Here is a 24,059-nt window from a genome sequence, read left to right as displayed (position 1 = left end):
CTGGTTGCGCATTCACCACAATCGAACTACTGTCTAACGAAGTACATCCTGAAACATTGGTCAACGTAAATGTATATGAATTAGCATTGGCTGTTACCAATCCCGTTCCTGAAATACTCACGACACTTGGCGTGAAAGTATAGGTGTTAGCGGCATTATAGGAAGCTATTTGGAATGAACCCGTAGCCACGGAACAGGTTGGTTGTGTTACCGCTCCCGCTGTCGGGGCGGCTGGTGTAACTGGTTGGGCATTGATTACTGTCGTTGTTGCTGCGGAATTACATCCACCTGTACTTTTGATAATAACATTGTGACTGCCTGTTGCTAACCCTGATTTGATGTTGCTGGCTTGAAAGGTGCTTCCATTATCAAAGCTATAGGTTTCGCCCGCTGTTTGTACCGCAACGGTTATCGTTCCTGTGGCTGTCGCACAAGTAGGTTGAGTTACTGCCGTTGCCGGTGTTGTGGGAGCAACATCTATCGTTACTGTAACAGAATTTAATAAGCTTACCGTACAGGAATTCCCTAATCTAATTGCTTTTATTGTAAGAGTAGTTGCACTGGTTAATGCAGCCGAAGTTAAAATTATACTACTTCCGGTTCCTAATTTGGATGACCCACTTATTGAAACTCCATTAAATAATTGATAAATAATTCCGCTTTCCGAGCTTTGAACTGTTACTGCGACGGTTGAACCTGGACAAATTAATGTTGAAGCCGGTGTAACTATTAAACTATTTGAAGGGTTAACACATACAACAGTTACCCCTGCCGAAGGATTCCCTTCACAATTAGTACCAGTAGCGGCTTTTGCAGTAACTACACCACCAGTATATAAATAGCAAGCGGTATCTAAACTACCAATTGTCCAAACTCCGCCTGAAACAGTTGTTGTTCCGCCAATTTGAAATCCATCAACATATAAACTGACAACATCTCCATTTGTACCTGTACCACTAACTGATGCAGAACATTCGTATATTGTAGTAGTGGTAATTGCTACTATATTTGATGATTTTGTACCAACAAATACCGAATTCGAAGCATCACTCAATGACAAACAACTTCCAGATGCTTTTGCGGTAATTGTACTTCCTAAAGCAATACTAATCCCCGTTGAAGCCGTCCAAGTTCCATTAGCTAGAACCGTAGTTGTCGAACCTTCTGCAACCCCATTTTCATACACTCGAATTATTGTACCTACAGCTTCTACAGATGTTCCAGAGACAGATATTACAGCAGCATTTGTACATATTGGTCCATTGATAACTGGAGTGATTCCTTTTCTTTGTATTACGACAGTAACCGATCCCACAGAGATACATTTACCTGAAATTATAGCAACTACAGATAGCGTTTGACATTCACGACCAGAAAGAGACAAGCTACCAATTGTCCATGCCCCACCTGATGTTGTGGTCGTGGTTCCAAGCTGCATTCCGTTTGACATTAAATTTACGGTAACTCCAGAAACATTGTCAGGAGCATTCATTGAACCCGAAATAGAAGTCGTTGAAGTAGAAATTGGTGCTGTTATTACAGTTGGATTTGCTGTAGCTGTTGCCGAAGAATATTGACAATCGTATGTCTTAGAAGACTCGCATTTTCCTGGTTCCTGATAGGTGAAAAAATACACTGTATTCCCAAAACAGTTTCCTGTTTGGCATTTAAACAGCACGTGTTGACCAACCGAAGTAGTGGTTACAGTATTTAAATTATTTGGTGATTCTAAAACCAAAGCTATTGGATCAATAAGAACTCCATTTGCATTATAACATCTCACAATAGTTCCTATTGGGCGACTTACTGTAAGATCATATCCTTTATTACCAGATATTTTTACAATATCTCCCGCTGCTGGCACCGTTGTTACGGAAGAACAACTAACTACCGTTACTGAATTACAATTTCCTATTGAAACTCCTTTACTTGGGGCCGTCGCCGTCGCCGTAATCACATTATTAGTAACAAGAGCAGGACTGATAGAACTTAGTATCCAAATGCCCGCACTTACCGCGGTTGAACCAATAAAAACTTCATCCTTATAAACATCTATAATTGTTCCATTAGCTTCCGTTGAAGTACCAGAAATTGATGTTGCTCCTGTGTTAATATTATTTATTCCCGGACAAACCGAACGATCTGGACAGATTACACCTGGTGCGCAAGGTGTATAATTATCAACAATATCTCCAAAACAATTTTCTAGAATACTACCGCAACTTGCATCATCTATACCTGCCAAATCAGAAGCTGACGATGAATTACATAAGGTGGATTTATTGGCAGCCATATTATCTACAATTGCCATTCGCATTTTTGTAGCTGGAGTTACACCAAATTGAGTTGTTAAATCACTAAAATTTAAAAAGAAATCATAAAAATAATCTGGATTACCACAACTCGTTGTAAGAGCTATTGATTTCTGATAATTAGTTGTTCCCACATATGAAATAACCGGAGTACAATTCATATTATTTACATCATATACAAAAACTCCAAACTTTGTGGATAATACAATCTCGATTTCAAAACCTGGGTTTGAACTTGAATAATTTGGATCTGCATTAGGCCCTGTCCCTCCAAATTTACCATCAGTATCAATGAGAATACTATAGCTTTTTGCATTGGGTGCTGTATTACCCATTCTCATCCTAAAAAGCCAATTGTTACTAGCGTCAACATATGACTGAACTGGATCTTGATCTCCCTGATCAACAAAATCAGTAAAACCGCAATCTGGCCCGGGTCCAAGATCACTATTTGGCTCAACCATTGGAAAAATAAGCGATGAGTATGGAATCTCACTCTGCAATTGATCGTCAGTTGTAAATCCAACACTAGTTAGAGACACGTAGCCATCTCCATTTGGATCAAGCACTGTAGCTCCTAAACCAGTTGCTGGTTCATATATAATTCCTGGCGTTTGTCCATTAACACTATTGAAAGTCAGTATAAAAAGTAGTGTGAAAAGAGAAAATATTTTTGTTATTGAGAATTTTGCATTCATACAGATATATTTGGAAAAGAAGATTTTGGGGACACATCGAAAAAATTCAACTAGCTTTCATTTACTGGCGAAGAACGAATCAAGGAAGATAAAAATAGCAACAAACTTAATTGCATTGTTTTTGAAATGAATAAACACTTAAAACTTTCTGAAATAAATTTTGTAGTTTTAATAATCATAATTAAACTATTATATTTAATTTAAGGCAATTTTATATTTTAATTAACCCCAAGATTAAAACTATTTTAAATACATCTGTATTTTAAAACAGATAGTAATTTATATTGTTATTCAAAAACTCAATTGAAAAAATGCGGCAAAAGTAACAATATTATTCCTACAAACTGATTATTTTCATAAATAATCGTTAAAATGCTTTTTTCATCGTTAATCTTCACTTTTTTAATTGATATCGATACAAATGACAACATCAAAAAAATAAAATTAACAGTATCAAAAAACAAATAAAAAATCCTGCAATATTTCAGATAAATTAATCTTTTGGTGCTATTTACTTAATACATCCAACACATTGTTTTATGTATCTTTCCGCTTAAAAAAATTACATAAACTACAATGGAATTTAGCACTACTCAAAAAAACATACTTGTTGCTCCATTAAATTGGGGACTGGGTCATGCTACCCGATGCATCCCTGTCATTAAGGCTTTACAAGACAATAATTACATCCCAATAATCGCTTCTGATGGTATTGCATTGGAGTTATTACGAAAAGAATTTCCATATCTAAAAACGCTTGAATTACCCTCATATGAAATAGAATATTCTAAAAATGGTAAAAATTTCAAATGGAAATTATTGCAAAATTGTCCGAAAATGATTGAAGCTATTTGGGCCGAAAAAAAATTAGTAAAAAAATGGATTAAGAAATATTCCATTGAAGGTGTAATATCTGATAACAGGCTTGGTATATTTAGTAAAAAGGTACCCTCAGTATTTATGACTCATCAATTGAATGTGATGACCGGGAATACTACTTGGATTACCAGCATGCTCCATATACATATCATAAAAAAATATACTGAATGTTGGGTCCCGGATTTAGAAGGAATTCCAAATTTGACGGGCAAATTAGGACATTTAAAAAAGGCTGATTTTGTGACAAAATACATTGGGCCTTTAAGCCGATTGCATAAACGTGAGACTCCCAAAAAATATGATTTGATGGTTATTTTATCTGGACCAGAACCACAACGTGGGATGCTGGAAGATAAACTAAAGATTGAAGTATTGAAATATAATGGGAATGTGGTTTTTATAAAAGGGACGATAGAAAAAGACCAAATAAAGGAACAAATTGAGAATATCACCTATTATAATTTTATGAATACGCGACAACTTGAACAAACTTTTAACGAAAGTAATACTGTACTGTGCAGGTCAGGATATACAACTATTATGGATTTAGCCAAGCTGAATAAAAAGGCTTTTTTTATTCCTACTCCTGGTCAATACGAACAGGAATATCTAGCAAAAAAATTAAAAAAAGAAGGATTGGTCCCGTATGCGGAACAAAACAATTTTAGAATCGAAAACCTTGAAGAAATTGAGTTGTACAAAGGACTGCCACAATTAGATACTGCATTAGACTGGAAAGCATTGTTTCAGGTTTTTGAATAGTATCAATAATTCCAATTTCTTTACAATAAAAAACACCCTAATTATAATACTTTCAAAGTATTATAATTAGGGTGTTTTTTATTGTAAAGAAATCTATAACTTAATTAGATTATCTTGGATTAATCCTCTGATTTTTTTTCTCCAAATTTCTCGTGTTTGATGATTTTAGCATTTATCATAAAATAAACATACTCTGCGATATTAGTACAATGTTCAGAAATACGCTCTAAATGCTTTAAAACAATCACAAGATTTGTTCCCGAAACTACCGTCTTAGAATTTGACTTCATTTCATTGATGATATTGTGTATCGCTTCATCACATTCATTTTTTATGGTATTGTTCAAAACAAAAATCTCCCCAATCGTATTTTCATCACGAGACAAGAAACATTCATTCGTTTTTATAGTAATCACCTCAACCTGTCTGGCTATATCCGTAATATTAAACTTAACAATTAAGTCATGTTTATCTTTAATATTCTTCGATTTTTTTATGATACTTATCGCCAAATCACCTATTCTCTCTATCTCATTGCTAATTTGCATAGCTGACATAATAAAACGCAAATCAGAAGCTACTGGCTGTTGCAAAGCAAAAATACTTTGGCAAATTTCATCAATCTTCACATCTAATTTATCAATCTTATTTTCTGTTTTTTTTATTTCCTTACCTTCAGCGAGAGGTTCTGACAGCAAAGAATTTACGGATCCACTCACTTGATTTTCTGCAAGTTTACCAATTTTAATGATTATATTCTTTAGTTTTTCTAGTTCTATTTCAAAGTGTGATGCCATGTTTTTTTATTTAAAAATTAAAAGATCAAAATACGCTTTTAGAAAGTCTATTTCTATTTATATTAACTTTTATCCAAATCTTCCTGTGATATAATCTTCAGTCTGTTTTTGTTCTGGTTTGGTAAATATAGTATTAGTTTTACCCATTTCAATCAATTCACCCATATAAAAAAATCCTGTATAATCACTAGTTCTCGCTGCTTGCTGCATGTTATGGGTAACAATAATTATTGTGTACTGCTCTTTCAACTCATGAACTAATTCTTCTATTTTTGATGTAGATATCGGATCCAATGCACTCGCAGGTTCATCCATAAGAATAATATCCGGGCTTACCGCCAAAGTTCTGGCAATACACAAACGCTGTTGTTGTCCACCTGAAAGACCCATTGCTGAATCATCCAAACGATCTTTCAATTCATCCCAAATAGCAGCCTGACGCAATGAAGTTTCTACGATTTCGTTTAACTGCGCTTTGTCTTTTATCCCATTTATTTTAGGACCATAGGCAATATTTTCATAAATAGATTTTGGGAAAGGGTTTGACTTTTGAAAAACCATTCCGATTTTTTTTCTAATATTTACTACATCTACATCCTTATTGTAAATATCTACACCTTCTACAAGCATGCTACCCGTAATTTTCACACTCGGAATAAGATCATTCATTCTATTGATACATCTTAAAAAAGTAGATTTACCACAACCAGAAGGACCTATTAATGCCGTCACTTTATTCGCCGGAATTTGCATTGAAATTTCCTTTAAGGCTTTCTTATCGCCATAATACAATGACAAATCCTTAACCTCTATTTTTACATCTCTCATGTTTTCTTTATTAAATCAAAAATAATTGCTGTTGTCTTTTAAGACTATTTTACTCTTCTTCTAATTCTTGATCTGATAATTACTGCCACAAGATTTAATGATAAAGTAAGAATTAATAATACTAATGTGGTTGCGAACTGTATAGGCATAGTTTTCTCTACGTCAGAAGATTGTGTGGACATAATATAAACATGGTAACCCAGATTCATAAATTGATCACTCAAAGACTCTGGCAAAGTGGCTAAATAATAGGCCGCACCAGTAAATAAAATAGGAGCTACTTCTCCTGCACCTCTACTTACTGCAAGAATAGTCCCTGTCATAATTCCAGAAATAGAACCTGGAAAAACTACTTTTTTTATGGTTTGCCATTTTGTTGCTCCTAATGCTAAACTGGCCTCACGCAACTCACGCGGAATCGTTTTCAATGCTTCTTCCACAGAAACGATAATTACTGGAAGTGTGAGTAATCCCATAGTCAAACTTGCCCAAAGAATATTAGGCTGTCCCCAATGCAATTCACCATCATTGAAAGCAGAATCCATTCCCGACCCAACAAATTGGATAAAAAATCCAAGTCCGAAAAGACCAAAAATAATAGAAGGTACTACTGCCAATGTGCGAATTGAAAATCGTACTGCTGCAGCAAATTTTGAATTTTCTTTGGCATATTCCGTTAAATAAATGGCTGTTATTGTACCAAAAGGAACTGCCGCTATCGACATAACAATTACTAATATAAAAGTCCCTATCAACGCAGGAAAAATACCCCCTTTTGTCATTCCGTCCGTTGGAAAAGAACTTATAAATTCCCATGAAAATTTTTCACGCCCTTGGTAAATAATAATACCTAAAATTATAAACAAGATAGCAATAATTAAAAGAACTGCGATTTGTGTCAATCCTACAACTGCATTTTCTTTAATATTCCCACCCGTTTTTTTAGTCTTATAAAACGAGTCTTCTGATACACTGATTGCTTTTTCCATGTTTATTTACCTTGGAATTTTTTAATTAATTTTCCTTTAACATAAAATTCTGCCACTGCATTTAATATAAATGAAAAAATGAAAAGCAAAGACCCAATAAAAAACAACACACTGTAATGGGTTTCCCCAAAAACAGTCTCTGCCATTTCTGAACCAATTGTTGCCGCAAAAGTACGTACACTTTCAAAAGGATTTGCTGACAAAAGTGCTGCGTTCCCTGTTGCCATCAATGCAATCATGGTTTCCCCAAAAACCCTACCTATACCTAATAATATAGCCGCAAAAATACCTGGAGTTGCAGCAGGAAGAATCACAAAAAATGCAGTTTGTGCCTTACTCGCTCCTAGCGCTAAACTGGCCTCCGTAAATGTTTTAGGGACTGCCGATAGTGCATCTTCTGAAATGGTATAAATAATTGGAATAGCTGCTAATGCCATAGCAACACCTCCAATAAAAGCATTCAATCGAGAATCATACCCAAAAATATCCTGAAAAAAAGTGGCCAAAACCATCATTGCAAAAAATCCAATCACCACTGATGGAAATGCCGCTAACATTTCGATAATAGGCTTTATGATTTCCTTTCTCCTATTAGACGCAAAACAAGAAGTATAAACCGCTGCTAATATTGCCAAAGGTCCTGCAATCAACATCGCAATTATAGTAACTTTTAAAGTTCCAACAAGTAATGCCAACAAACCAAAACGTGGATTATCAGAAACAGGAACCCATTCTGTGGAGAAAAAAGTACTCCAGGTTCTATCGGCTCCTTCTTTATTTTCTGTAACTTTTTCATCAATAATAATCTCCTTACCCGTTGCTGTTTCTGGGTTCAAATCTTCAGTTGGAGTCCCATAAGTTTCAGGCTCTAGTTCTTCCGAAGTTTGTGTTTCTTGAGTTACTGGATTTAAATCTTCAGTAGGCTCTCCATAGGTTTCAGGCTCTAGCTCTTCTGCAGGCGTTCCGTATGTCTCTGGCTGTATTTCTTCTGTTGAAGTTTCTGCTCCGTCGTAGCTTTCTGCTTTTACATCCGAAGTAGTTTGTATTTCAGTTTTTATTTTGTCTTTTTTACCAAAACTAAATAACGGCATTGATTCCTTAAAGACAAAAATAAATATCAAAAAGATAATGGCTATCGACAAAAAAGCTACAAAAGAAATAACTTTTTCGGCAAGGAACTCTGAAAGTCTAAATTGTTTTTTCAAACTCTCTTTGGTGAAAATTTGTTTACTTGGAAGTGGAGAATTCATTTAATTAATTTAAGAATTCATAAATTTAAAAAAATATCCCTCCATAATTAAATAGAGGGATATTTTTATAGTTTTTATTTTACAGGAAAATATCCTACTGTTGTAATCATCTTTTGACCCTCCGGACCCAAAATCCAATCTATAAAAGCCTTAGTATCACCTGTTGGCTTAGATTTTAAATACATATACAAGTATCTTGAAATTGGATATGTTTTGTTTTTTATGGTTGCAGCAGTTGGCAAATATCCCTTGCTTTTAGCATCTTTCTTTACTTTACAATCTTTTACACCTTCCGCATAAGCAGCTCCGCCATATCCAATACTATACTTGTCTTTTTTTACTGCATTCACAATAGCTGCTGTCCCAGGTAAGGTTTGACAAGTAGGTGAAAAATCAGTTTTAACTACATGCTCTTTAAAAAATTCAAAAGTACCTGAACTACTTTCTCTACCATACAATTGTATTTTGGCATCAGCTCCACCTACTTGTTTCCAGTTGGTTATTTTTCCGGAAAAAATATCACCTAACTGCTGTATTGTCAATTCTGAAACCGTATTTCCTTTATTAAGAAAAACAGATAAACCATCTTTTGCACAAGCAATCTCAATAGCGCTTTTTTTGTATTTCACTTTTATTTTTTCTAATTCAGACGGTTTTATAGGACGGCTTGAATTTGCGATATCAGTAGAACCATTGATTAATGCTGCAAGACCTACTCCTGATCCACCACCTGTTACCTGGATTGTTGTTTCTGGATGTTTCTTCATATATGCTTCTGCCCATTGTTGTGATAAAATCACCATCGTATCTGAACCTTTAATTGTTATTTTACTCAAAGAAGTAAACGAATATCCAATAGCCATTATGACTACTAAAAGGGAAGCTATTTTTAATTTTGTTGTTTTCATTTTAAAGCTCATTTAATTTTTTTACAAAAGTAAAGTTTTAAGGTTAACTCTGTGTTAAGTCAGTATTATTCAATCTTTATTATTTGATGATTTTTACAATGAATATACAATAAAGAAAAAGTCTCTTAACCAAAAAAATTATGAATTCTGAGTATTAAAGACACATTCTCAGAAGAATCCGGACAGAAATAGAAAAAAGGCCATTTCACGAGTTGTGAAATAGCCTCTTTTTATTTAACCAACTTATTTTTTAACTGTAAAACTAAAAGTTGAACTGAGCCTGCAATCTCAATAAATTCCCCCGTTGTCTATTATTTGGTAGCGCGCTATCTTCAAATGTTCTATCAGCAATTACCCATTCTGCCACTAATTCAAATGCTTTAATAGGCTGCCATTCTATTCCTAACTCGTAATCCCTCACTATATAGCTTCTGGCATCTTTTTCAAATTTCTTTCCACCATCATAATATTGGAATTTGGCAAAAGGATAAATATATTGATGCTTTGGTAAATCCCATTTGTAATTTAACGTCACATAACCTCCTTCTAAATCAGAAGATTTGACGGTATTAGTCATTTTATCATAGCGAGGTCCTTTCCCAATATTATATTCCGCTTGAACTCCGAATGGTTTAGGATAAAGAATAAACGAAGCTGCAACCCTTTGATCTAATGTATATAATTTATCTGCTGTAGTCACTCCTGTTGAAAGCTCATTAGTAAAAGCCCATTTACCAGTATATGCCTGTATACCAGGCTCTATAATTTGACCTCCAATCTCAAAAGGATAACTTATTCTTGTCACTACATGTAAATTTCTATTTGCTTCAGACTTATTGGCTGTTTGTCCATTATAAGCACCAAAAGCAAATACTCCATAATCTCCAGAACCCTTGTATCCATCTTTTACAAGCATTGCAAAACGATCTCTAATTTTACTTGGAGCCCAGTAAAAGAACACCCCTAAGTCTCTTTCATTTGCTACGGCACTATTCAAGGCATCGTTACGATCTAAAGTCAATCGGTTTTGACTGGATTGTAAATTCTCAAACCCAAAAGGAACTTTACTTTGTCCAACTCTTACACGAAATTCTTTATTAGCATCAAATGACAAATCAAAATACGCATCTCTAATTTGGGCAAAATTATTTATACCAGTCGATGGTGAGCTGGCAAAATCTGGCTGAATATAAACATATACATTAGGATGAACTTGTCCAGAAAAAACGATACGGGCTCTTCTTATAAAAAGACCATTATTTGATTTAGCATCGATTGCTGTTGATGTAGTTCCCCAAGATTTGTCACACTGATCACATGAAACCTTGTCATTAGAAGAAAGAAGTCCATTATATCTTACCTGAACATATCCTCTGATTCCTATATTATCGTACCAATGCTCTTTCTTAACCTTCGTTTTTTCTTCCGCTACATTTACCTTATTTATAGAATCCAAAACACGAACCACTTCTTTTGTGATTTCATCCTTCTTTACCTCTTGCGCATTAGTTATTACTGAAGCCATAACTAAAACTGCAAATAAAATTTTTTTCATTTTATTATATGATTAATTTTTTTGCAAAGGTGAACCTGTTATGTTAAGTCAATGTTAACAAATTATTATGTTGGTGATAAATTATCGTTCCGATAAGGTTTTCAATCCTATTTGTAGGATTTATTTACAATCATTTTCAGACTTACTTTATTTTATTTTATTGATTTTTAAGACTTTTACTATTTATTTCTTCAGGATCTAATTCAAGCTTTTTTAATCTTGCCTTTTCAATTGTAAAGGAAAATTCAGACCCAATTCCGAACTCACTTTCCACATATATTTTTTCTTTGTGTGCCTCTATGATGTGTTTTACAATTGCTAATCCTAAACCTGATCCTCCTTCTGAACGCGAACCGCTTTTGTCTACCCTATAAAAACGTTCAAAAAGCCTCGGTATATTTTGTTTTTCAATTCCTTCGCCATTATCAGTTATTCGAACCAATACCTTTTTCTTTGTCAAATTAACAATGGTAACTTCGGTAAAACCACTTTCTCTGCCATACTTAATAGAGTTTACAATTAGGTTTTCAACAACTTGCTGAATCTTATCTTTATCTCCATGCACTATAATAGGCTGTATGTGGTAATTTTCAAAAGCCAATGTGATTTTCTTTTTATCAGCTTTCATTTCCAATAAATCAAAAACGTTTTGTATCAACTCTACAATATCAAATTCAGAAAAATCAAGATTCAAATCACCAGATTCCAATTTGGTAATCATATCTAAATCTTCAACGATGTAGATTAATCTTTCTACTCCTTTCTCGGCACGCTTTAAATATTTTTTTCTAATATTTTTATCATCCATTGCCCCATCCAGCAAAGTAGAAATATAACCTTGAACGGTAAACAAAGGTGTTTTAAGTTCATGCGAAACATTTCCAAGAAACTCTCTCCGGTATTCTTCCCGAATCTGCAGCATTTCGATTTCCAGCTTTTTATCGGTGGCAAACTTCTTGACTTCACGCGTCAAGGTTTCCATATCAGTAGTAATAGGCTGATTTATAAAAGTGCTGGATTCCAATAGTGATACATCATCATATATTTTTTTGACGCGTCTATAAATAAACCGTTCGACGCGATATTGCAAAACCAAAAAAGAAAACAAATAAATAATTAAGAGACAAACAACTCCAAACAGCATCAAATTAGTTACTTTGGAACCAAAGAATAACAACACCATTAACATGACAAACCCAGTAGCAAAAAGACTAATGAATAAAGCAGACTTTATGGCAAACTTATATGTTTTCTTAAAATTTATTTTCATCTATTTCATACCTCGCTTTTAAAGCGATTTGAATTTTGCAATTTGTATTCTTATAAAAAAAATGTGTTTACACTTCAAATTTATACCCTACTCCTTTAATGGTTTTGAATAAATCTTCCCCAATTTTTTCTCGTAATTTTCTAATATGAACATCTATGGTTCTTCCTCCTACTACCACTTCGTTCCCCCAGACTTTATCTAAAATTTCGTCGCGTTTGAATACTTTTCCCGGCTTGGAAGCCAATAGATAAAACAATTCAAATTCTTTTCGCGGCAAGGCAATCTCCACATTATCTTTTCTAATCTTATATTCTTCCCGATTGATCTCGATCCCTCCTACGTTAAGTGTTTCGCTATTCTGCTCTTGTTCTTTCAAGCGTCTTAACAATGCTTTTACTTTACTGACTAATAGTTTTGGTTTGATGGGTTTTGTAATATAATCATCCGCACCAGCATCAAAACCAGCCACCTGAGAATAATCTTCACTTCTTGCTGTAAGGAAAGTAATAATTACATTATTCAGTTCCGGTATTTTTCTAATATTCTCACACGCTTCCATCCCATCCATCTCCGGCATCATTACATCCATGATAATCAGATCCGGCAATTCTTTCTTGGCTTTTATGATAGCCTCTTTTCCATTTGCTGCAGTAAATATCTGATAACCTTCCTGAGTAAGATTATACCCTACAATTTCCAAAATATCCGGCTCATCATCAACGAGTAAAATCTTTGTGTTTCTTTTTTTCATAATAGAAAAATTATATTAATCTGATGGAATTTACGCCTGAAATGCTCAGTGATTTTCAATTCCGATTGTAAATATAACAATAAAAGAACCGTTTAAAAATCCCGTTAACCGTAATTTAATATGTTAACAATTTATTAATGTTTGCAAAACTAAATAGTAATAATCAAGTAACTTTTACTTTACAAAACGAGCATTACTTTGCATAAAAAATAAAACACACAAAAATGAAATTTAGAATATTGTTTATAGCATTATTAATTACAACTTTTTCTTTTTCACAGAATAAAGGTACCGTTACCGGAACACTAACTGACAAAGATGCTAACAACCAATCATTGCCTTTTGCAAACGTACTTATAAAAGGGACCACTATAGGAACAAATACTGATATTGACGGTAAATATAGTATCGCAATAGCACCCGGAAATTACACCATTCAATTCAGTTTCGTAGGTTACGAATCTATAGAAACTCCTGTAACTATAGTCGCAAATGAAACTGCAACCATAAATCAAGCGATTGGCTCAGGAAGCTACAAACTGAAAGATGTAGTTATCAAATCTAATGTAAGTAGAGAAAAAGAAACCGCATTATTGCTAGACCAAAAACAAGCGGTAGTAATTAAACAAAGTATTGGTGCTCAAGAAATGGCTCGTAAAGGAGTTAGCGATGTTGAAGAAGGTTTGACAAAAATAACAGGAATTACTAAAGTTGACGGAAGAGGACTGTTTGTTAGAGGCTTAGAAGACCGCTACAACAACTTACTTATCAATGATTTGGCCGTTCCATCTAACAATCCATTTAAAAAAATAATCCCATTAGACTTATTTCCAACAGACATCGTTGGAGTTATTGAAACATACAAAACGTTCAATACCAATTTATATGGAGATTTCGCAGGAGGAACTTTTAACATAGCAACTTCTAAAGGATCAAAGAATTTAACCAAAATTAATTTTGGCGCCGGATATACCACTAACAACAATTTACGCAAATTCTTAACTTCCAAGGATGCTACTTCAACAGGAGATTTCTTTGGATTCTCAGGAAACGAAAGAGATTTTCCAAGTATATTGGGAAGCGTTCCAAGCAACCGAGTTTTAACAGCAGATGAGTCGTTGAAACAATTTGGTTCAGGATATGATGTAGAACAAAGTAAATCACCGCTTAACACAAGCTTTGGAATTTTAAATTCAGAAAAATTTATTTTTGGAAAAAATAATAATTCTTTACAGTATTTGATGTCATTTAATTTTGACAATAAATTTCAATACAGAGAAGGAGTAGATCGTTTTTTCAATATTGGTCAAGGAATATACGACAACAACTTGTACAATAAACAATATAAATATATTACAAACTCATCTGCTTTAGTTGCCTTAAATTATAAAACAGAACGATTAGACTTAACTTCTAATACATTTTATTTAAAATCAACCGAAAACATGATCCAAGACCAATTGGGTTACACTAATGCCGCTCCAGTAAATAATAACGCATTTATACGTTTAAATCAACTTACACAAACAGACTTTCTGAACTCCCAATTACTAGGGAATTATAAACTTTCGACAGACAATAGAAAAAACATTAAAGCAGGTATTTCATTCACTAAGACGAGTTTTCAATTACCTGATAGAAAATCATACAAAGGGGTTTTGTTAGATGAAAACACGACCGCAATTAGTTACACTGGAAATAGTTTATACAGACAGACTTTTGATGTAGATGGAAAATTCCACGTTTCAGGCATGCTAGAGTACAAGTGGAAGTTTGGTAAATCAGAATCAAAAGACGACCACAGACTTACTGTAGGATATAATTCTTATGTAAATAGCATGGAATCAAGTTTCAGATTTTTAGTTTCTGAAAGATTAAATTCTAATGCTGCAACATTTAATACGAATACTCCTGATGGCACTTTAGCAACAGCTTTGTCAAATGGTGGTTTTACATACCGTGAAGGAACGAACTCAACTTATAAAGCTAAGTTATTTGAATTTGTAAATGCGGGTTATTTAGACTTGGCATTGAAATTAAGCGAAGCATACGAATTAAATGTAGGAGTTAGAGTCGAACAAAGTAGTAGAGAAACAAAATTTAGAAATCCTGGATCTTTTGACGATCCATTTCAAAAAAAGACTGTTACTGGTCTTGACATCCTACCTTCTTTGAACATGAAATACAAATTTAACGATACTTCAAATTTAAGATTTGCTGCAGCAAAAACGATTACTAGACCGGTAATTATGGAGGCATATCCATTAGAGTTCGTAAACTTAGATGGAACTATTGAAAATGGAAATACCAACATTATCAATAGTGATAATTATAATTTCGATTTGAAATACGAATTATTCCCTACGGCTAAGGAAATGATTGCTTTTTCTGCATTTTCAAAATTAATTCAAAACCCAATCGAGAGATTATTTACACAGTCAGCAGGTAGTGGTGGACAAATTATAACCTATGACAACTCTGATAAAGCTGTGCTTTTAGGAGCTGAATTTGAATTTTTAATCCAACTTGATCGAATTTCTGAAAAATTAAAAAATTTATCAATGGGCTTTAATACTTCTTTGATGTATTCCAAAGTTACTATAAGCAAAAGAAATTCAGCTGAAACTAATCCTGACAGACAATTGCAAGGTGCTTCACCATGGTTAATTAACGCTGATTTAAAATATGACTTTGAATTTTCAGAGAATTGGACCAACACTATGTCTCTAGTATACAATGTTTACGGAAAAAGAATATTTGCAGTAGGAACTAATGGATTAGATCACTATTATGAACAACCTTTTAGTAAGCTAGATTTAGTGTGGACCAATAAAATAGGAAAGAACTGGGATGTTAAATTTTCTATAGATAACATTCTAAATCCAAAATACAGTATCAAATTAGGAGAGGATAATAAAATTCCAATTATTGAACAAGACTTAACTGTAAAAGATTTTAAAAGAGGGACAGGTTTTTCTATGAATGTATCTTATACATTTTAACATGTAATTCTTAACATTACGATAATAATTAAATAGCCATTTCATTACGATTTGATAACAATTTACTCAGGTTGTTCCAAGACATATGGAGTAATTTTACACAACGAAATTAACATTAGAAAATTAAAAAAAATTATTATGAAAAAATTAGCATTAAGCCTAGCTTTTATTGCATTAATCTTTACTTCTTGTTCAAGTGATGATACAGGAGAAACAGTAAAAACTCCAGTAACAGGAGAAATAACAGGTGATTTAACAGTATCTAAAACCTATGCGTTTGGTAATTATACCCTTAAAGGCTTCGCAAAGGTTGCTTCGGGAGTGATCATAACATTTGAAGCAGGTTCAACAATAACAGCTGATCCAAGTAATGGAGAAGATGCATTCGTAATTTTGAATGGTGGAAAATTAATTGCAATAGGTACAGCTACAGAGCCAATTGTATTTACAGCAACAACAAAAACCGCTGGATCATGGGGTGGAATTATTATGTACGGAGATGCTCCAATAGTGAACTCTGCAACAGCTGCTGCGCCTCAAACTGCTACATCTGAAGATGGTTTAGTTTTACCTTATGGTGGTTCTAATGCTGCTCACAACGGTGGAACATTAAAATTTGTAAGAGTAGAATATGCTGGTCAAGTAATTACTCAAAATAATAAAGAACAAAATGGATTCTCTTTTTATTCAGTAGGATCAGGAACTATATTAGAAAATCTAGTTTCTTACAAAGGTAATGATGATGGATTTGAGTTTTACGGTGGAACTGTAAGTTTAAAGAACGCAATCTCTTACGGAAACTCTGATGATGCTTTTGACTGGCAAGATGGATGGAGAGGTCAAGAAAGTACTAACTGGTATGCCTACCAAGAAGGTGCTGCAAACTACGGTATGGAAATTGAAGCAAAAGGTGTGAACAACGCATTTTTTCCAAAAGTAACTAATATCACTCTAAAAAGAGCTACAGGTACTGTAACAGAGGCACAAACTGAAATCCAATTAGATGCTATACAATTCAAAGCTGAAGGTAATGGTGATTACAGTAATATTCTAATTGATGGATACAAAAATCAAACAACTCCTACAGCTAAAAATGGTGGTGTATTGCAAATTAGAGATATAACTACATACAACAATCAAGTAGTTGGTGGTAAAATAAAATTGACAAACGTAACTATCAATAACTCTGATAACATATTTATATCTGGAGCTTCAACATTTACAGTTACTGCAGCTAGCTTTTCTCCTGCAGCAAATTGGGGTGTAACAACGACGGCAACAGGTGCAAGTTTAACAACTGGAAACTGGTCAACAGTAAACGGAGCAAGCCTAATCAAATAAGTTTAGAACTAAAATATTTTATATCAAACATCCTGAATTTCAGGATGTTTTTTTTTGTGGTACAATATTTGAAATATTTTTTATATATTTACATAACAAATATTTACCATGGCAAAAAACTACTTTTATATTACTATCTTATTGGTTTTTTTCTTTTCGATGAGCCTCTCCGCTCAAGAGAATAAGCAACAGCCAAGAACACAAGAAACTGCTTCGATAGAGGGATTGAGTTTGTACCCAAATCCCGTAAGCAATGGTAAGGTTTACATTTCTTCAAAAAACGACTTAGATAAAGAAATAATTATCTTTGATGTTTTAGGAAAAAAAGTACTCCAAACAATGATTAGTTCAAGAGAACTAAATGTCTCCAATCTTACTCCAGGTGTTTATATCATCAAAATAAATGAAAATGATGCATCTGCTACAAGAAAATTAATTGTGCGATAATAATTATCACTGACAAATTCAAAAGCTCCAATTCTGTTGGGGCTTTTTTTTTATAATAAAATGCTGCTGGTCTTCATCAAATGAAGTAAAGCGCTTGCAAAGACTTTGAGCTCTTAAGTGCCTACCAATTTTTTACTTACTTTTGTAAAAAAAATTCTTGATTACAACTACCGATATATTTGCCATTTCAAGCCAAAAGCAATTTGAAAAAATAGCCTTAAAAGTATTTCGCTTTCAATACGAAAACAACTTGGTATATCAGGAATTTTGTAATTTTCTAAAAGTCGATGTACAAAAGGTGAAATCATTACATCAAATTCCTTTTTTACCTATTCAGTTTTTCAAGAGCCATAATGTAGTTTCCAATACAGATGCCATCGAAGAAACATTTACCAGTAGTGGAACAACCGGAATGAGTACCAGCAAGCATTTAGTCACTGACGCTTCTATATATGAGGAAAGTTACCGAAAAGGATTTTCTCAGTTTTATGGAAACATCGAAGATTATGTCGTCTTGGCGTTGCTCCCTTCCTATCTTGAAAGAGAAGGCTCTTCTTTGATCTACATGGTTGAAGATTTGATTGCACTTTCCAATCATCCGGAAAGCGGTTTTTATCTGCACAATCATGACGAACTTATAGCGAAATTAATTGCTTTAGATCAGGCAGGACAAAATGTCATTTTAATTGGCGTCACTTATGCTTTGTTAGACTTAATTGAGAAATACCAATTCCAACTGCAAAACACCATAATCATGGAAACAGGTGGTATGAAAGGCAAACGAAAAGAAATGATTCGGGAGGAATTACACGAACAATTGTGTAAAGGATTTGGCGTTCCAGCGATTCATTCTGAATATGGGATGACCGAATTGCTTTCACAAGCCTATTCTTTAGGAAATGGCGTATTTGAATGCCCTTCGTGGATGCAAATCCTCATTCGCGATACCGAAGATGCTTTGACCTACATTCAAAACGGAAAAACGGGTGGAATTAACGTAATCGATTTGGCTAATATCAATTCCTGTTCTTTTATCGCCACGCAGGATTTAGGCAAAAAAAATCCCAACAACTCTTTCGAGGTATTGGGACGTTTTGATAATTCTGATATTCGTGGTTGTAACTTGATGGTTCTTTAAAGTTTATCACAATAACTCATACTATTTCCTGCCTTAATTAATTTTTAGAGTAGCTGATTCTAAATTTGCTCCCGAAACCTTTATCATTATCGGACTGTTTAAATTCTTAGTTTTAAGGATAATCGTCGCAATTCCTGCTTCGGCCTTTACCGGATTTTCTCCAATTAGTGCTGCATTTTCTCCGCTTAAAGCAAAAGTAACTTCGTTTGTTGCTGTTGGGATAACAGTTCCATTCGCATCGGTGATTTTAGCATATACAAAAACCACATCAGGCGAATTCGCATTGATTGCTTTTGACGAAACATCATAACTCAATTCGATTTTCATAGCGCTTTCAGGAGTTTTCACAACATTTGAAACCACTTTTTCTCCTTTGATAAATCCTTCGGCACGCAAGGTTCCGGGAACAAATTTATCCAGTTTAAAAATAAAGGGAGGATGTTGTAAAGCATCACTATTACCGTTTACAAATGGCTTTTCCTTAGACACCAAAGCATCGTTTAAATACAAGGCCACCTCATCACAATTACTATACACAGTCACATCCAAAGGAGAATTTCCTGTCCAATAATTAGCAATTTGCACCATCGGTCCTGAAACCAATTTTGAATCTAAAACCACATCGGCATTACGCTGGCTTTGGTAAAAAGAATAAGCAAATTTTGGAATTCTGAAAATATCGCTTATTCCGGAGCTCTCCAGATCATTACTGTATCCGCGATTGTAATCAAACATCACCCAGTTTGCTTCTCCAATTGTCTGTACTCCTTTTCTATTCGAATTTGCTGCTTCCTGAAAATTATAGGCTTGCTGTAACAGTCGTTTTTCTCCATTGCTACGTAACTGACGCGAAGTTCTTTCATCTTCTTTCAAATTTGAAAATTCCTTTTGATTGAATCCGGCATTCTGCGCATAATATTCCCAATCACCATATTCAGCTATAAATATTTTTCTGTTTCCTTTGCTGTATTTTGTCCAGTAATCAGGTGCTTTTGCGTGTTGACGTGCAGGAATAAACAAATCGTAATTAGCGTTGTCAATCCAACTAGCACTATAATTATGAGGGGAAGGCAATTCTTCTTTTAAGGCCTTGGATGCTTCTTTCATGAAATTTTCACTCATTTGCGTTTCATTCAGAGAGGCTTCCCAAAAAATAATACTCGGATGATTCCGATCTCTTCTGGCCATATCCCGAATATCTTTGATTGCATTTTTTTGGAAGGTTTCATTTCCAAAAAACTGCCAGCCCGTTAAACTGTTCATCACCAAGATCCCTAATTCATCACAAGCATTCAAAAAAGCTTCAGCATGCGGATAATGAGATAATCTTACGAAGTCAAAACCTGTATTTTTAATTTTCACCGCGTCGCGATACTGAGCTTCATCCGAAATCGCATAGCCTACATACGGATATTCCTGATGTTCATTTGTTCCTGTGATGTATAATTTTTCATCATTCAGATAATAACCATCCTCTTTCAGTTCTGATTTTCGAATACCCACCTTTTCCGAATAACTGTCAATGATTTTATTATTTGAAAATAACTGAACTTCCAAATGGTATAAATTCGGTTTTGAAATCGACCACAATTTTGGGTTGCTTACGGTAATGTTTTGGGTAATCACATTATCCGAATTGGCTTTAACAGAAAAAGCTTTCGATAGAAATTCAAATTTCTCTCCTTCATTATCTGTAAGAATAAATTTTAATAAAGCCTTTTTATTACCCGAAAATTCATTTTTCAAATGCACTTGAATGCATCCGTCAGCTTGGTCTTTATTGATTTTTTCAAAATTCACATAAATACCACCGCTTGATTTTTTATTGGCATGAACGGCATTGGTAATGTATAATTTATTGGTTTTAACCAAATATACATTTCTATAGATTCCGCCGTAATAATTAAAATCCAAATCCTTCAATGGCTTTCCAGGCAAAAACTCAGGATTATCCTCATTGTTCACTTTTACTTTGATGAGGTTCTCTTTATTTGTATTCAAAAAAGGAGTTGCATCGACTGTAAAAGGCAAATATCCTCCTTTATGATTGGTTACTTTTTGGTCGTTGATCCAAACATCCGCTTCTTGCATTACCCCTTCAAAATAGAGAAAAACTTTCTTGTTCTTGAAATCTCCAACTTTAAACTTTTTTTGATACCAAGACGTACCCTGAAACTGGTTATTAACTACCAAAGGTTCTATTTTTGCAGTGTGCGGAATCGTAACTTTCTCCCAATTAGAATTGTTATTTTCTTCTCTTCTAAACTCCCAATCCGAACCAAAATTGACTTTTGTTCTCGATTGAGCATTGGTTTTTTCAACAGAAAAAATCAAAAGAATTATCAGTGAAAAAATAATTTTATTAGTGATTATTTTCATAAGTTTCAATAATTATATTTATTTAAAAGCATCTAAGGCCGGTGATGGTTTCCCATCAGATTGCCATGCATTTAATTGATAGCCACTCCAACTTTTCTCTCCTTCTGGTTCCCAATAAATTACGCCAAGCCCTTTATTATTGGGTATATTTTTTACCGCATTAATTACGGCAACTAACATATCCTTGGTATTTTGGGCTAAGGTATAATCCCCTCCAACCTCAACAACCATAACTTCTTTATTGTATCTGGAAACCATATCATTGAGATTATTGGCTAAATCAGCAATAGTAGCTTTATAATCACTTTTTAACCAATACGGATAATAAGAAAGGCCTATTACATCGTATTTCACATTATTTGCCTTAGCATTATCAAAAAACCATCTGAATCTTCTATTATCATTTCCTTGATCAAGATGAACAATAACTTTAATAGCTGGATTGATTGCTTTTGTGGCATCATAGCCTTTATTCAAAAGTTGTGCGAGTTGAACGAAATTAGCCGATTTCCCTTCTGGCCATAACATGCCGTCAGGAATTTCATTCCCCACTTGTACCCATTCAGGAGTTACTCCAGCCGCTTTTAGAGAATTCAAAACTTCATACGTATGATTATAAACATCATTTAATAATTCCGTAAAAGAATGGTTTGCCCAAGCCGCGGGTTTTGTTTGTTTTCCAGGGTCGGCCCAAGTGTCACTATAATGAAAATCGATCATGATGCGCATTCCTAATTTTTGAGCACGAACAGCCATAACCACTGTTTCTGCAGGACTACAATGTCCACTTGCTTTGTCATTGGAAGGATTTACCCAAACCCGAAGACGAATCGTGTTGATTCCTCTGTCTTTTAGCAATTGCAAACAGTCTTTCTTTGTACCGTCTGTATCATAAAATTTATACCCTGTAGCTTCCATTTGGGGTAGCCATCCTACATCGGCTCCTTTTGAAAAGGCAAAAGTTGCCGGATTCGTTGGTATTGTTGGGACTGTTGGCGCCATAGGAGTTATTTCTGAATTTTGCGCATTACTACATGAAGAAGTTGCCAATGTCATTAATGCTATGAAAGTCAATCTTAATCGTACAAGTATTTTTTTCATATCTATTTATTAAAAGCCTACATTACAGCTACTATTTTTATTATTAAAATCATAAAAAACCTAATTTAAAAAAGGCATACTACTTTTTGAAATATTAAAATCCGAGAAATCATGTCGGTTATATTAAAAACCTGCAAAGCTTACTTTGCAGGAATCCCACTATTAACCAAAAAAATGAAATTTAAATTAAAGAATTAATACCCCTCATTTTGCTTAAGCCCTTCCGTTAGCTGAACTTGTAAAGCCGGTTTTGGAAGCCATTTGTTTTTTTCAGAAACATTTGGATATAAAGCGACATTCACTTCCACTACCATTTTCTTTCTGACTAAATCAAACCATCTCTTATTTTCAAAAGCCAATTCCCATGCTCTTTCAGCAATGACAGCTTTATCAAAATTGGTTTTACTCATTCCTGAAGGTAAATCAACACCTACATTCGGCACATTGGGATCCAAATGATTGGCTCTTCTTCTAACCATATTGATCGCTTTTAGTGCATCTGCTGAAGGTCCGTTTTCAGACATATTAGCCGCTTCGGCATAGGTCAGTAAAACTTCGGCATAACGGTACATCATGACTGCAGCTTCTCCATCGTTTCCAACTCCATCTCCGCCATCTCTATACTTCCCGATGAATGGCTGTTTTGGATTATTATCTAACCAAGTAGAACCATCCGTAAATTGCGTATGAAACGAGATATTTTTTCTATACCCATTTGGGAAAGCGTTATAAAATCTGGCTTCCGAGTGAAAGTCGCCCCATCCCCATTCAACAGATGGTCTCGTGGCGATATGCAAGTGACTGGCTGGCATCCATCCACCACTTGATATCCCGTAGAATGCAAAAATAGATTCTTTATTAGTGAATTTTTTAGACACCTTCCATAAATCCGCAAAATCAGGTTCTAAACTATACACTCCCATATCCATAACTTCCTTTGCTTTAGCTTTGGCCAACGCATACATGCTTTGATCCTCAATTGGCCAACAGGCCATAGTTAAATATACTTCTGCCAAAAGGGTTTTTGCAGCTCCTTTGGTCGCTCTACCTTTATCCGGGAATGAAACAGGCAGACTTTCTTCGGCAAATTTAAGATCTTCAATAATAAGCGCATAAATAGCTGCTACAGGAGATTGTCCTACTTTATCTGCTTTTCCTTGATTTTCGAAAGTAATCAGCGGCACTTCTCCAAAATATTGGGTAAGATGAAAATAATTGAAAGCTCTCAAGAATCGGGCTTGACCTTCAAATTCATTTATTTTTGCCTGTGCTATTCCAGAAGCTTTTCTTGCATTACCAATAATACTGTTGGCATTTGTTATGGACTTATAAAACATAGCCCACAATTTGTTGTTCACATCATTGGACGTAGTTTCGGTAAAATTATCATATTGCTGCCATCTGGGAGCACTTGCCCCAATATCCTCTGCTCCGGCTCCTCCACAAAGGGGATCTCCAAAATCGAATCCTGAATAAGCCCCGAAAAGCGGTTGGTACACCCCAATAACTGCTGACTCAAAATCTTTTTCACTACTAAAAAAAGTTTCAGGGGAAAGTAAACTGGATGGCTTTTCTTCAAGGTCGACACAAGCCGTAAACATGCTAAATGAAGCTATAGACAGTATCGTTATTTTTATTATCTTTTTCATGTG

17 protein-coding genes are annotated in these 24,059 nt (G+C 34.4%); 5 read left to right on the top strand and 12 right to left on the bottom strand.

What is annotated here, in order from left to right; genetic code table 11:
* Window positions 1-3,010: hypothetical protein (locus ACNQGG_RS07585; protein ID WP_417962705.1), on the bottom strand; the 3,010-nt coding region annotated here is incomplete at its 3' end.
* 576 nt (window positions 3,011-3,586) lie between these two features.
* On the opposite strand from ACNQGG_RS07585, the gene ACNQGG_RS07580 reads away from it, so the two are divergent.
* Window positions 3,587-4,651, top strand: coding sequence for a glycosyltransferase (locus tag ACNQGG_RS07580; RefSeq protein ID WP_417962703.1), 1,065 nt, complete (start codon window positions 3,587-3,589; stop codon window positions 4,649-4,651).
* Window positions 4,652-4,770: 119 nt separating this feature from the next.
* Here ACNQGG_RS07580 and phoU read toward each other — a convergent pair whose 3' ends face one another.
* The 8 genes from phoU to ACNQGG_RS07540 all read right to left on the bottom strand — a co-directional run bounded on the left by phoU (window position 4,771) and on the right by ACNQGG_RS07540 (window position 12,999).
* Window positions 4,771-5,448 carry a phosphate signaling complex protein PhoU gene (gene phoU / locus ACNQGG_RS07575; RefSeq protein WP_417962701.1) on the bottom strand — a complete coding sequence of 226 codons (678 nt, stop codon included), beginning with the start codon at window positions 5,446-5,448 and terminating at the stop codon, window positions 4,771-4,773.
* Window positions 5,449-5,517: 69 nt separating this feature from the next.
* On the bottom strand, window positions 5,518-6,276 hold the full coding sequence (gene pstB / locus ACNQGG_RS07570) for a phosphate ABC transporter ATP-binding protein PstB (protein ID WP_417962699.1): 759 nt from the start codon (window positions 6,274-6,276) through the stop codon (window positions 5,518-5,520).
* Window positions 6,277-6,320: 44 nt separating this feature from the next.
* Complete coding sequence (gene pstA, locus ACNQGG_RS07565; RefSeq protein WP_417962697.1) at window positions 6,321-7,265, bottom strand: phosphate ABC transporter permease PstA; 945 nt, start codon at window positions 7,263-7,265, stop codon at window positions 6,321-6,323.
* Between the two features lie 2 nt (window positions 7,266-7,267).
* The gene (gene pstC / locus ACNQGG_RS07560; protein ID WP_417962695.1) at window positions 7,268-8,515 is read right to left on the bottom strand and encodes a phosphate ABC transporter permease subunit PstC; all 1,248 of its coding nucleotides are present in this window, start codon (window positions 8,513-8,515) and stop codon (window positions 7,268-7,270) included.
* A 74-nt stretch (window positions 8,516-8,589) separates the two neighbouring features.
* A complete protein-coding gene (locus tag ACNQGG_RS07555) occupies window positions 8,590-9,423 on the bottom strand; it encodes a phosphate ABC transporter substrate-binding protein (RefSeq protein WP_417962693.1) in 834 nt (277 codons plus the stop codon).
* 262 nt (window positions 9,424-9,685) lie between these two features.
* Complete coding sequence (locus tag ACNQGG_RS07550) at window positions 9,686-10,978, bottom strand: porin (protein WP_417962691.1); 1,293 nt, start codon at window positions 10,976-10,978, stop codon at window positions 9,686-9,688.
* A gap of 157 nt (window positions 10,979-11,135) precedes the next feature.
* Window positions 11,136-12,248 (bottom strand): sensor histidine kinase, encoded by a 1,113-nt coding sequence (locus ACNQGG_RS07545; RefSeq protein ID WP_417962689.1) that lies wholly within the window; start codon window positions 12,246-12,248, stop codon window positions 11,136-11,138.
* A 67-nt stretch (window positions 12,249-12,315) separates the two neighbouring features.
* Entirely contained in the window at window positions 12,316-12,999 is a 684-nt protein-coding gene (locus tag ACNQGG_RS07540; RefSeq protein ID WP_035669540.1) for a response regulator transcription factor, read from the bottom strand.
* A 224-nt stretch (window positions 13,000-13,223) separates the two neighbouring features.
* Between ACNQGG_RS07540 and ACNQGG_RS07535 the strand changes: the two genes are divergently transcribed.
* The 4 genes from ACNQGG_RS07535 to ACNQGG_RS07520 all read left to right on the top strand — a co-directional run bounded on the left by ACNQGG_RS07535 (window position 13,224) and on the right by ACNQGG_RS07520 (window position 18,927).
* Window positions 13,224-16,001 carry a TonB-dependent receptor gene (locus ACNQGG_RS07535; protein ID WP_417962687.1) on the top strand — a complete coding sequence of 926 codons (2,778 nt, stop codon included), beginning with the start codon at window positions 13,224-13,226 and terminating at the stop codon, window positions 15,999-16,001.
* A 138-nt stretch (window positions 16,002-16,139) separates the two neighbouring features.
* Window positions 16,140-17,342, top strand: coding sequence for a hypothetical protein (locus ACNQGG_RS07530; RefSeq protein ID WP_417962685.1), 1,203 nt, complete (start codon window positions 16,140-16,142; stop codon window positions 17,340-17,342).
* A 108-nt stretch (window positions 17,343-17,450) separates the two neighbouring features.
* Window positions 17,451-17,789, top strand: a complete 339-nt coding sequence (locus ACNQGG_RS07525; protein ID WP_416856159.1) for a T9SS type A sorting domain-containing protein — start codon at window positions 17,451-17,453, stop codon at window positions 17,787-17,789.
* A 157-nt stretch (window positions 17,790-17,946) separates the two neighbouring features.
* Window positions 17,947-18,927, top strand: a complete 981-nt coding sequence (locus ACNQGG_RS07520; protein ID WP_417962683.1) for a LuxE/PaaK family acyltransferase — start codon at window positions 17,947-17,949, stop codon at window positions 18,925-18,927.
* A 33-nt stretch (window positions 18,928-18,960) separates the two neighbouring features.
* Here the strand turns inward: ACNQGG_RS07520 and ACNQGG_RS07515 are convergent, their stop codons facing one another.
* From ACNQGG_RS07515 to ACNQGG_RS07505, 3 genes are all read right to left on the bottom strand, one after another.
* Window positions 18,961-21,306 carry a glycoside hydrolase family 2 protein gene (locus ACNQGG_RS07515; RefSeq protein WP_417962681.1) on the bottom strand — a complete coding sequence of 782 codons (2,346 nt, stop codon included), beginning with the start codon at window positions 21,304-21,306 and terminating at the stop codon, window positions 18,961-18,963.
* Window positions 21,307-21,324: 18 nt separating this feature from the next.
* Window positions 21,325-22,407 (bottom strand): glycoside hydrolase family 53 protein, encoded by a 1,083-nt coding sequence (locus ACNQGG_RS07510; protein WP_417962679.1) that lies wholly within the window; start codon window positions 22,405-22,407, stop codon window positions 21,325-21,327.
* 194 nt (window positions 22,408-22,601) lie between these two features.
* Window positions 22,602-24,056, bottom strand: coding sequence for a RagB/SusD family nutrient uptake outer membrane protein (locus ACNQGG_RS07505; RefSeq protein WP_417962677.1), 1,455 nt, complete (start codon window positions 24,054-24,056; stop codon window positions 22,602-22,604).
* Window positions 24,057-24,059: the final 3 nt, after the last annotated feature.

Origin of the sequence: Flavobacterium esculini (genome assembly GCF_048284325.1) — a bacterium.
Taxonomy (GTDB): Bacteria; Bacteroidota; Bacteroidia; order Flavobacteriales; family Flavobacteriaceae; genus Flavobacterium.
Note: the sequence above shows the minus strand (reverse complement) of the source record. Positions and strands in the feature narration are given on the sequence as shown.

Bases quoted from the DNA above. Each gene is read 5' to 3' on its own strand.
- pstC (WP_417962695.1), bottom strand. From the start codon at position 8,515: ATGAATTCTCCACTTCCAAGTAAACAAATTTTCACCAAAGAGAGTTTG.
- ACNQGG_RS07515 (WP_417962681.1), bottom strand. From the start codon at position 21,306: ATGAAAATAATCACTAATAAAATTATTTTTTCACTGATAATTCTTTTG.
- ACNQGG_RS07550 (WP_417962691.1), bottom strand. From the start codon at position 10,978: ATGAAAAAAATTTTATTTGCAGTTTTAGTTATGGCTTCAGTAATAACT.
- ACNQGG_RS07545 (WP_417962689.1), bottom strand. From the start codon at position 12,248: ATGAAAATAAATTTTAAGAAAACATATAAGTTTGCCATAAAGTCTGCT.
- ACNQGG_RS07540 (WP_035669540.1), bottom strand. From the start codon at position 12,999: ATGAAAAAAAGAAACACAAAGATTTTACTCGTTGATGATGAGCCGGAT.
- phoU (WP_417962701.1), bottom strand. From the start codon at position 5,448: ATGGCATCACACTTTGAAATAGAACTAGAAAAACTAAAGAATATAATC.
- ACNQGG_RS07535 (WP_417962687.1), top strand. From the start codon at position 13,224: ATGAAATTTAGAATATTGTTTATAGCATTATTAATTACAACTTTTTCT.
- pstB (WP_417962699.1), bottom strand. From the start codon at position 6,276: ATGAGAGATGTAAAAATAGAGGTTAAGGATTTGTCATTGTATTATGGC.
- ACNQGG_RS07580 (WP_417962703.1), top strand. From the start codon at position 3,587: ATGGAATTTAGCACTACTCAAAAAAACATACTTGTTGCTCCATTAAAT.
- ACNQGG_RS07530 (WP_417962685.1), top strand. From the start codon at position 16,140: ATGAAAAAATTAGCATTAAGCCTAGCTTTTATTGCATTAATCTTTACT.
- ACNQGG_RS07555 (WP_417962693.1), bottom strand. From the start codon at position 9,423: ATGAAAACAACAAAATTAAAAATAGCTTCCCTTTTAGTAGTCATAATG.
- ACNQGG_RS07505 (WP_417962677.1), bottom strand. From the start codon at position 24,056: ATGAAAAAGATAATAAAAATAACGATACTGTCTATAGCTTCATTTAGC.
- ACNQGG_RS07510 (WP_417962679.1), bottom strand. From the start codon at position 22,407: ATGAAAAAAATACTTGTACGATTAAGATTGACTTTCATAGCATTAATG.
- ACNQGG_RS07525 (WP_416856159.1), top strand. From the start codon at position 17,451: ATGGCAAAAAACTACTTTTATATTACTATCTTATTGGTTTTTTTCTTT.
- pstA (WP_417962697.1), bottom strand. From the start codon at position 7,265: ATGGAAAAAGCAATCAGTGTATCAGAAGACTCGTTTTATAAGACTAAA.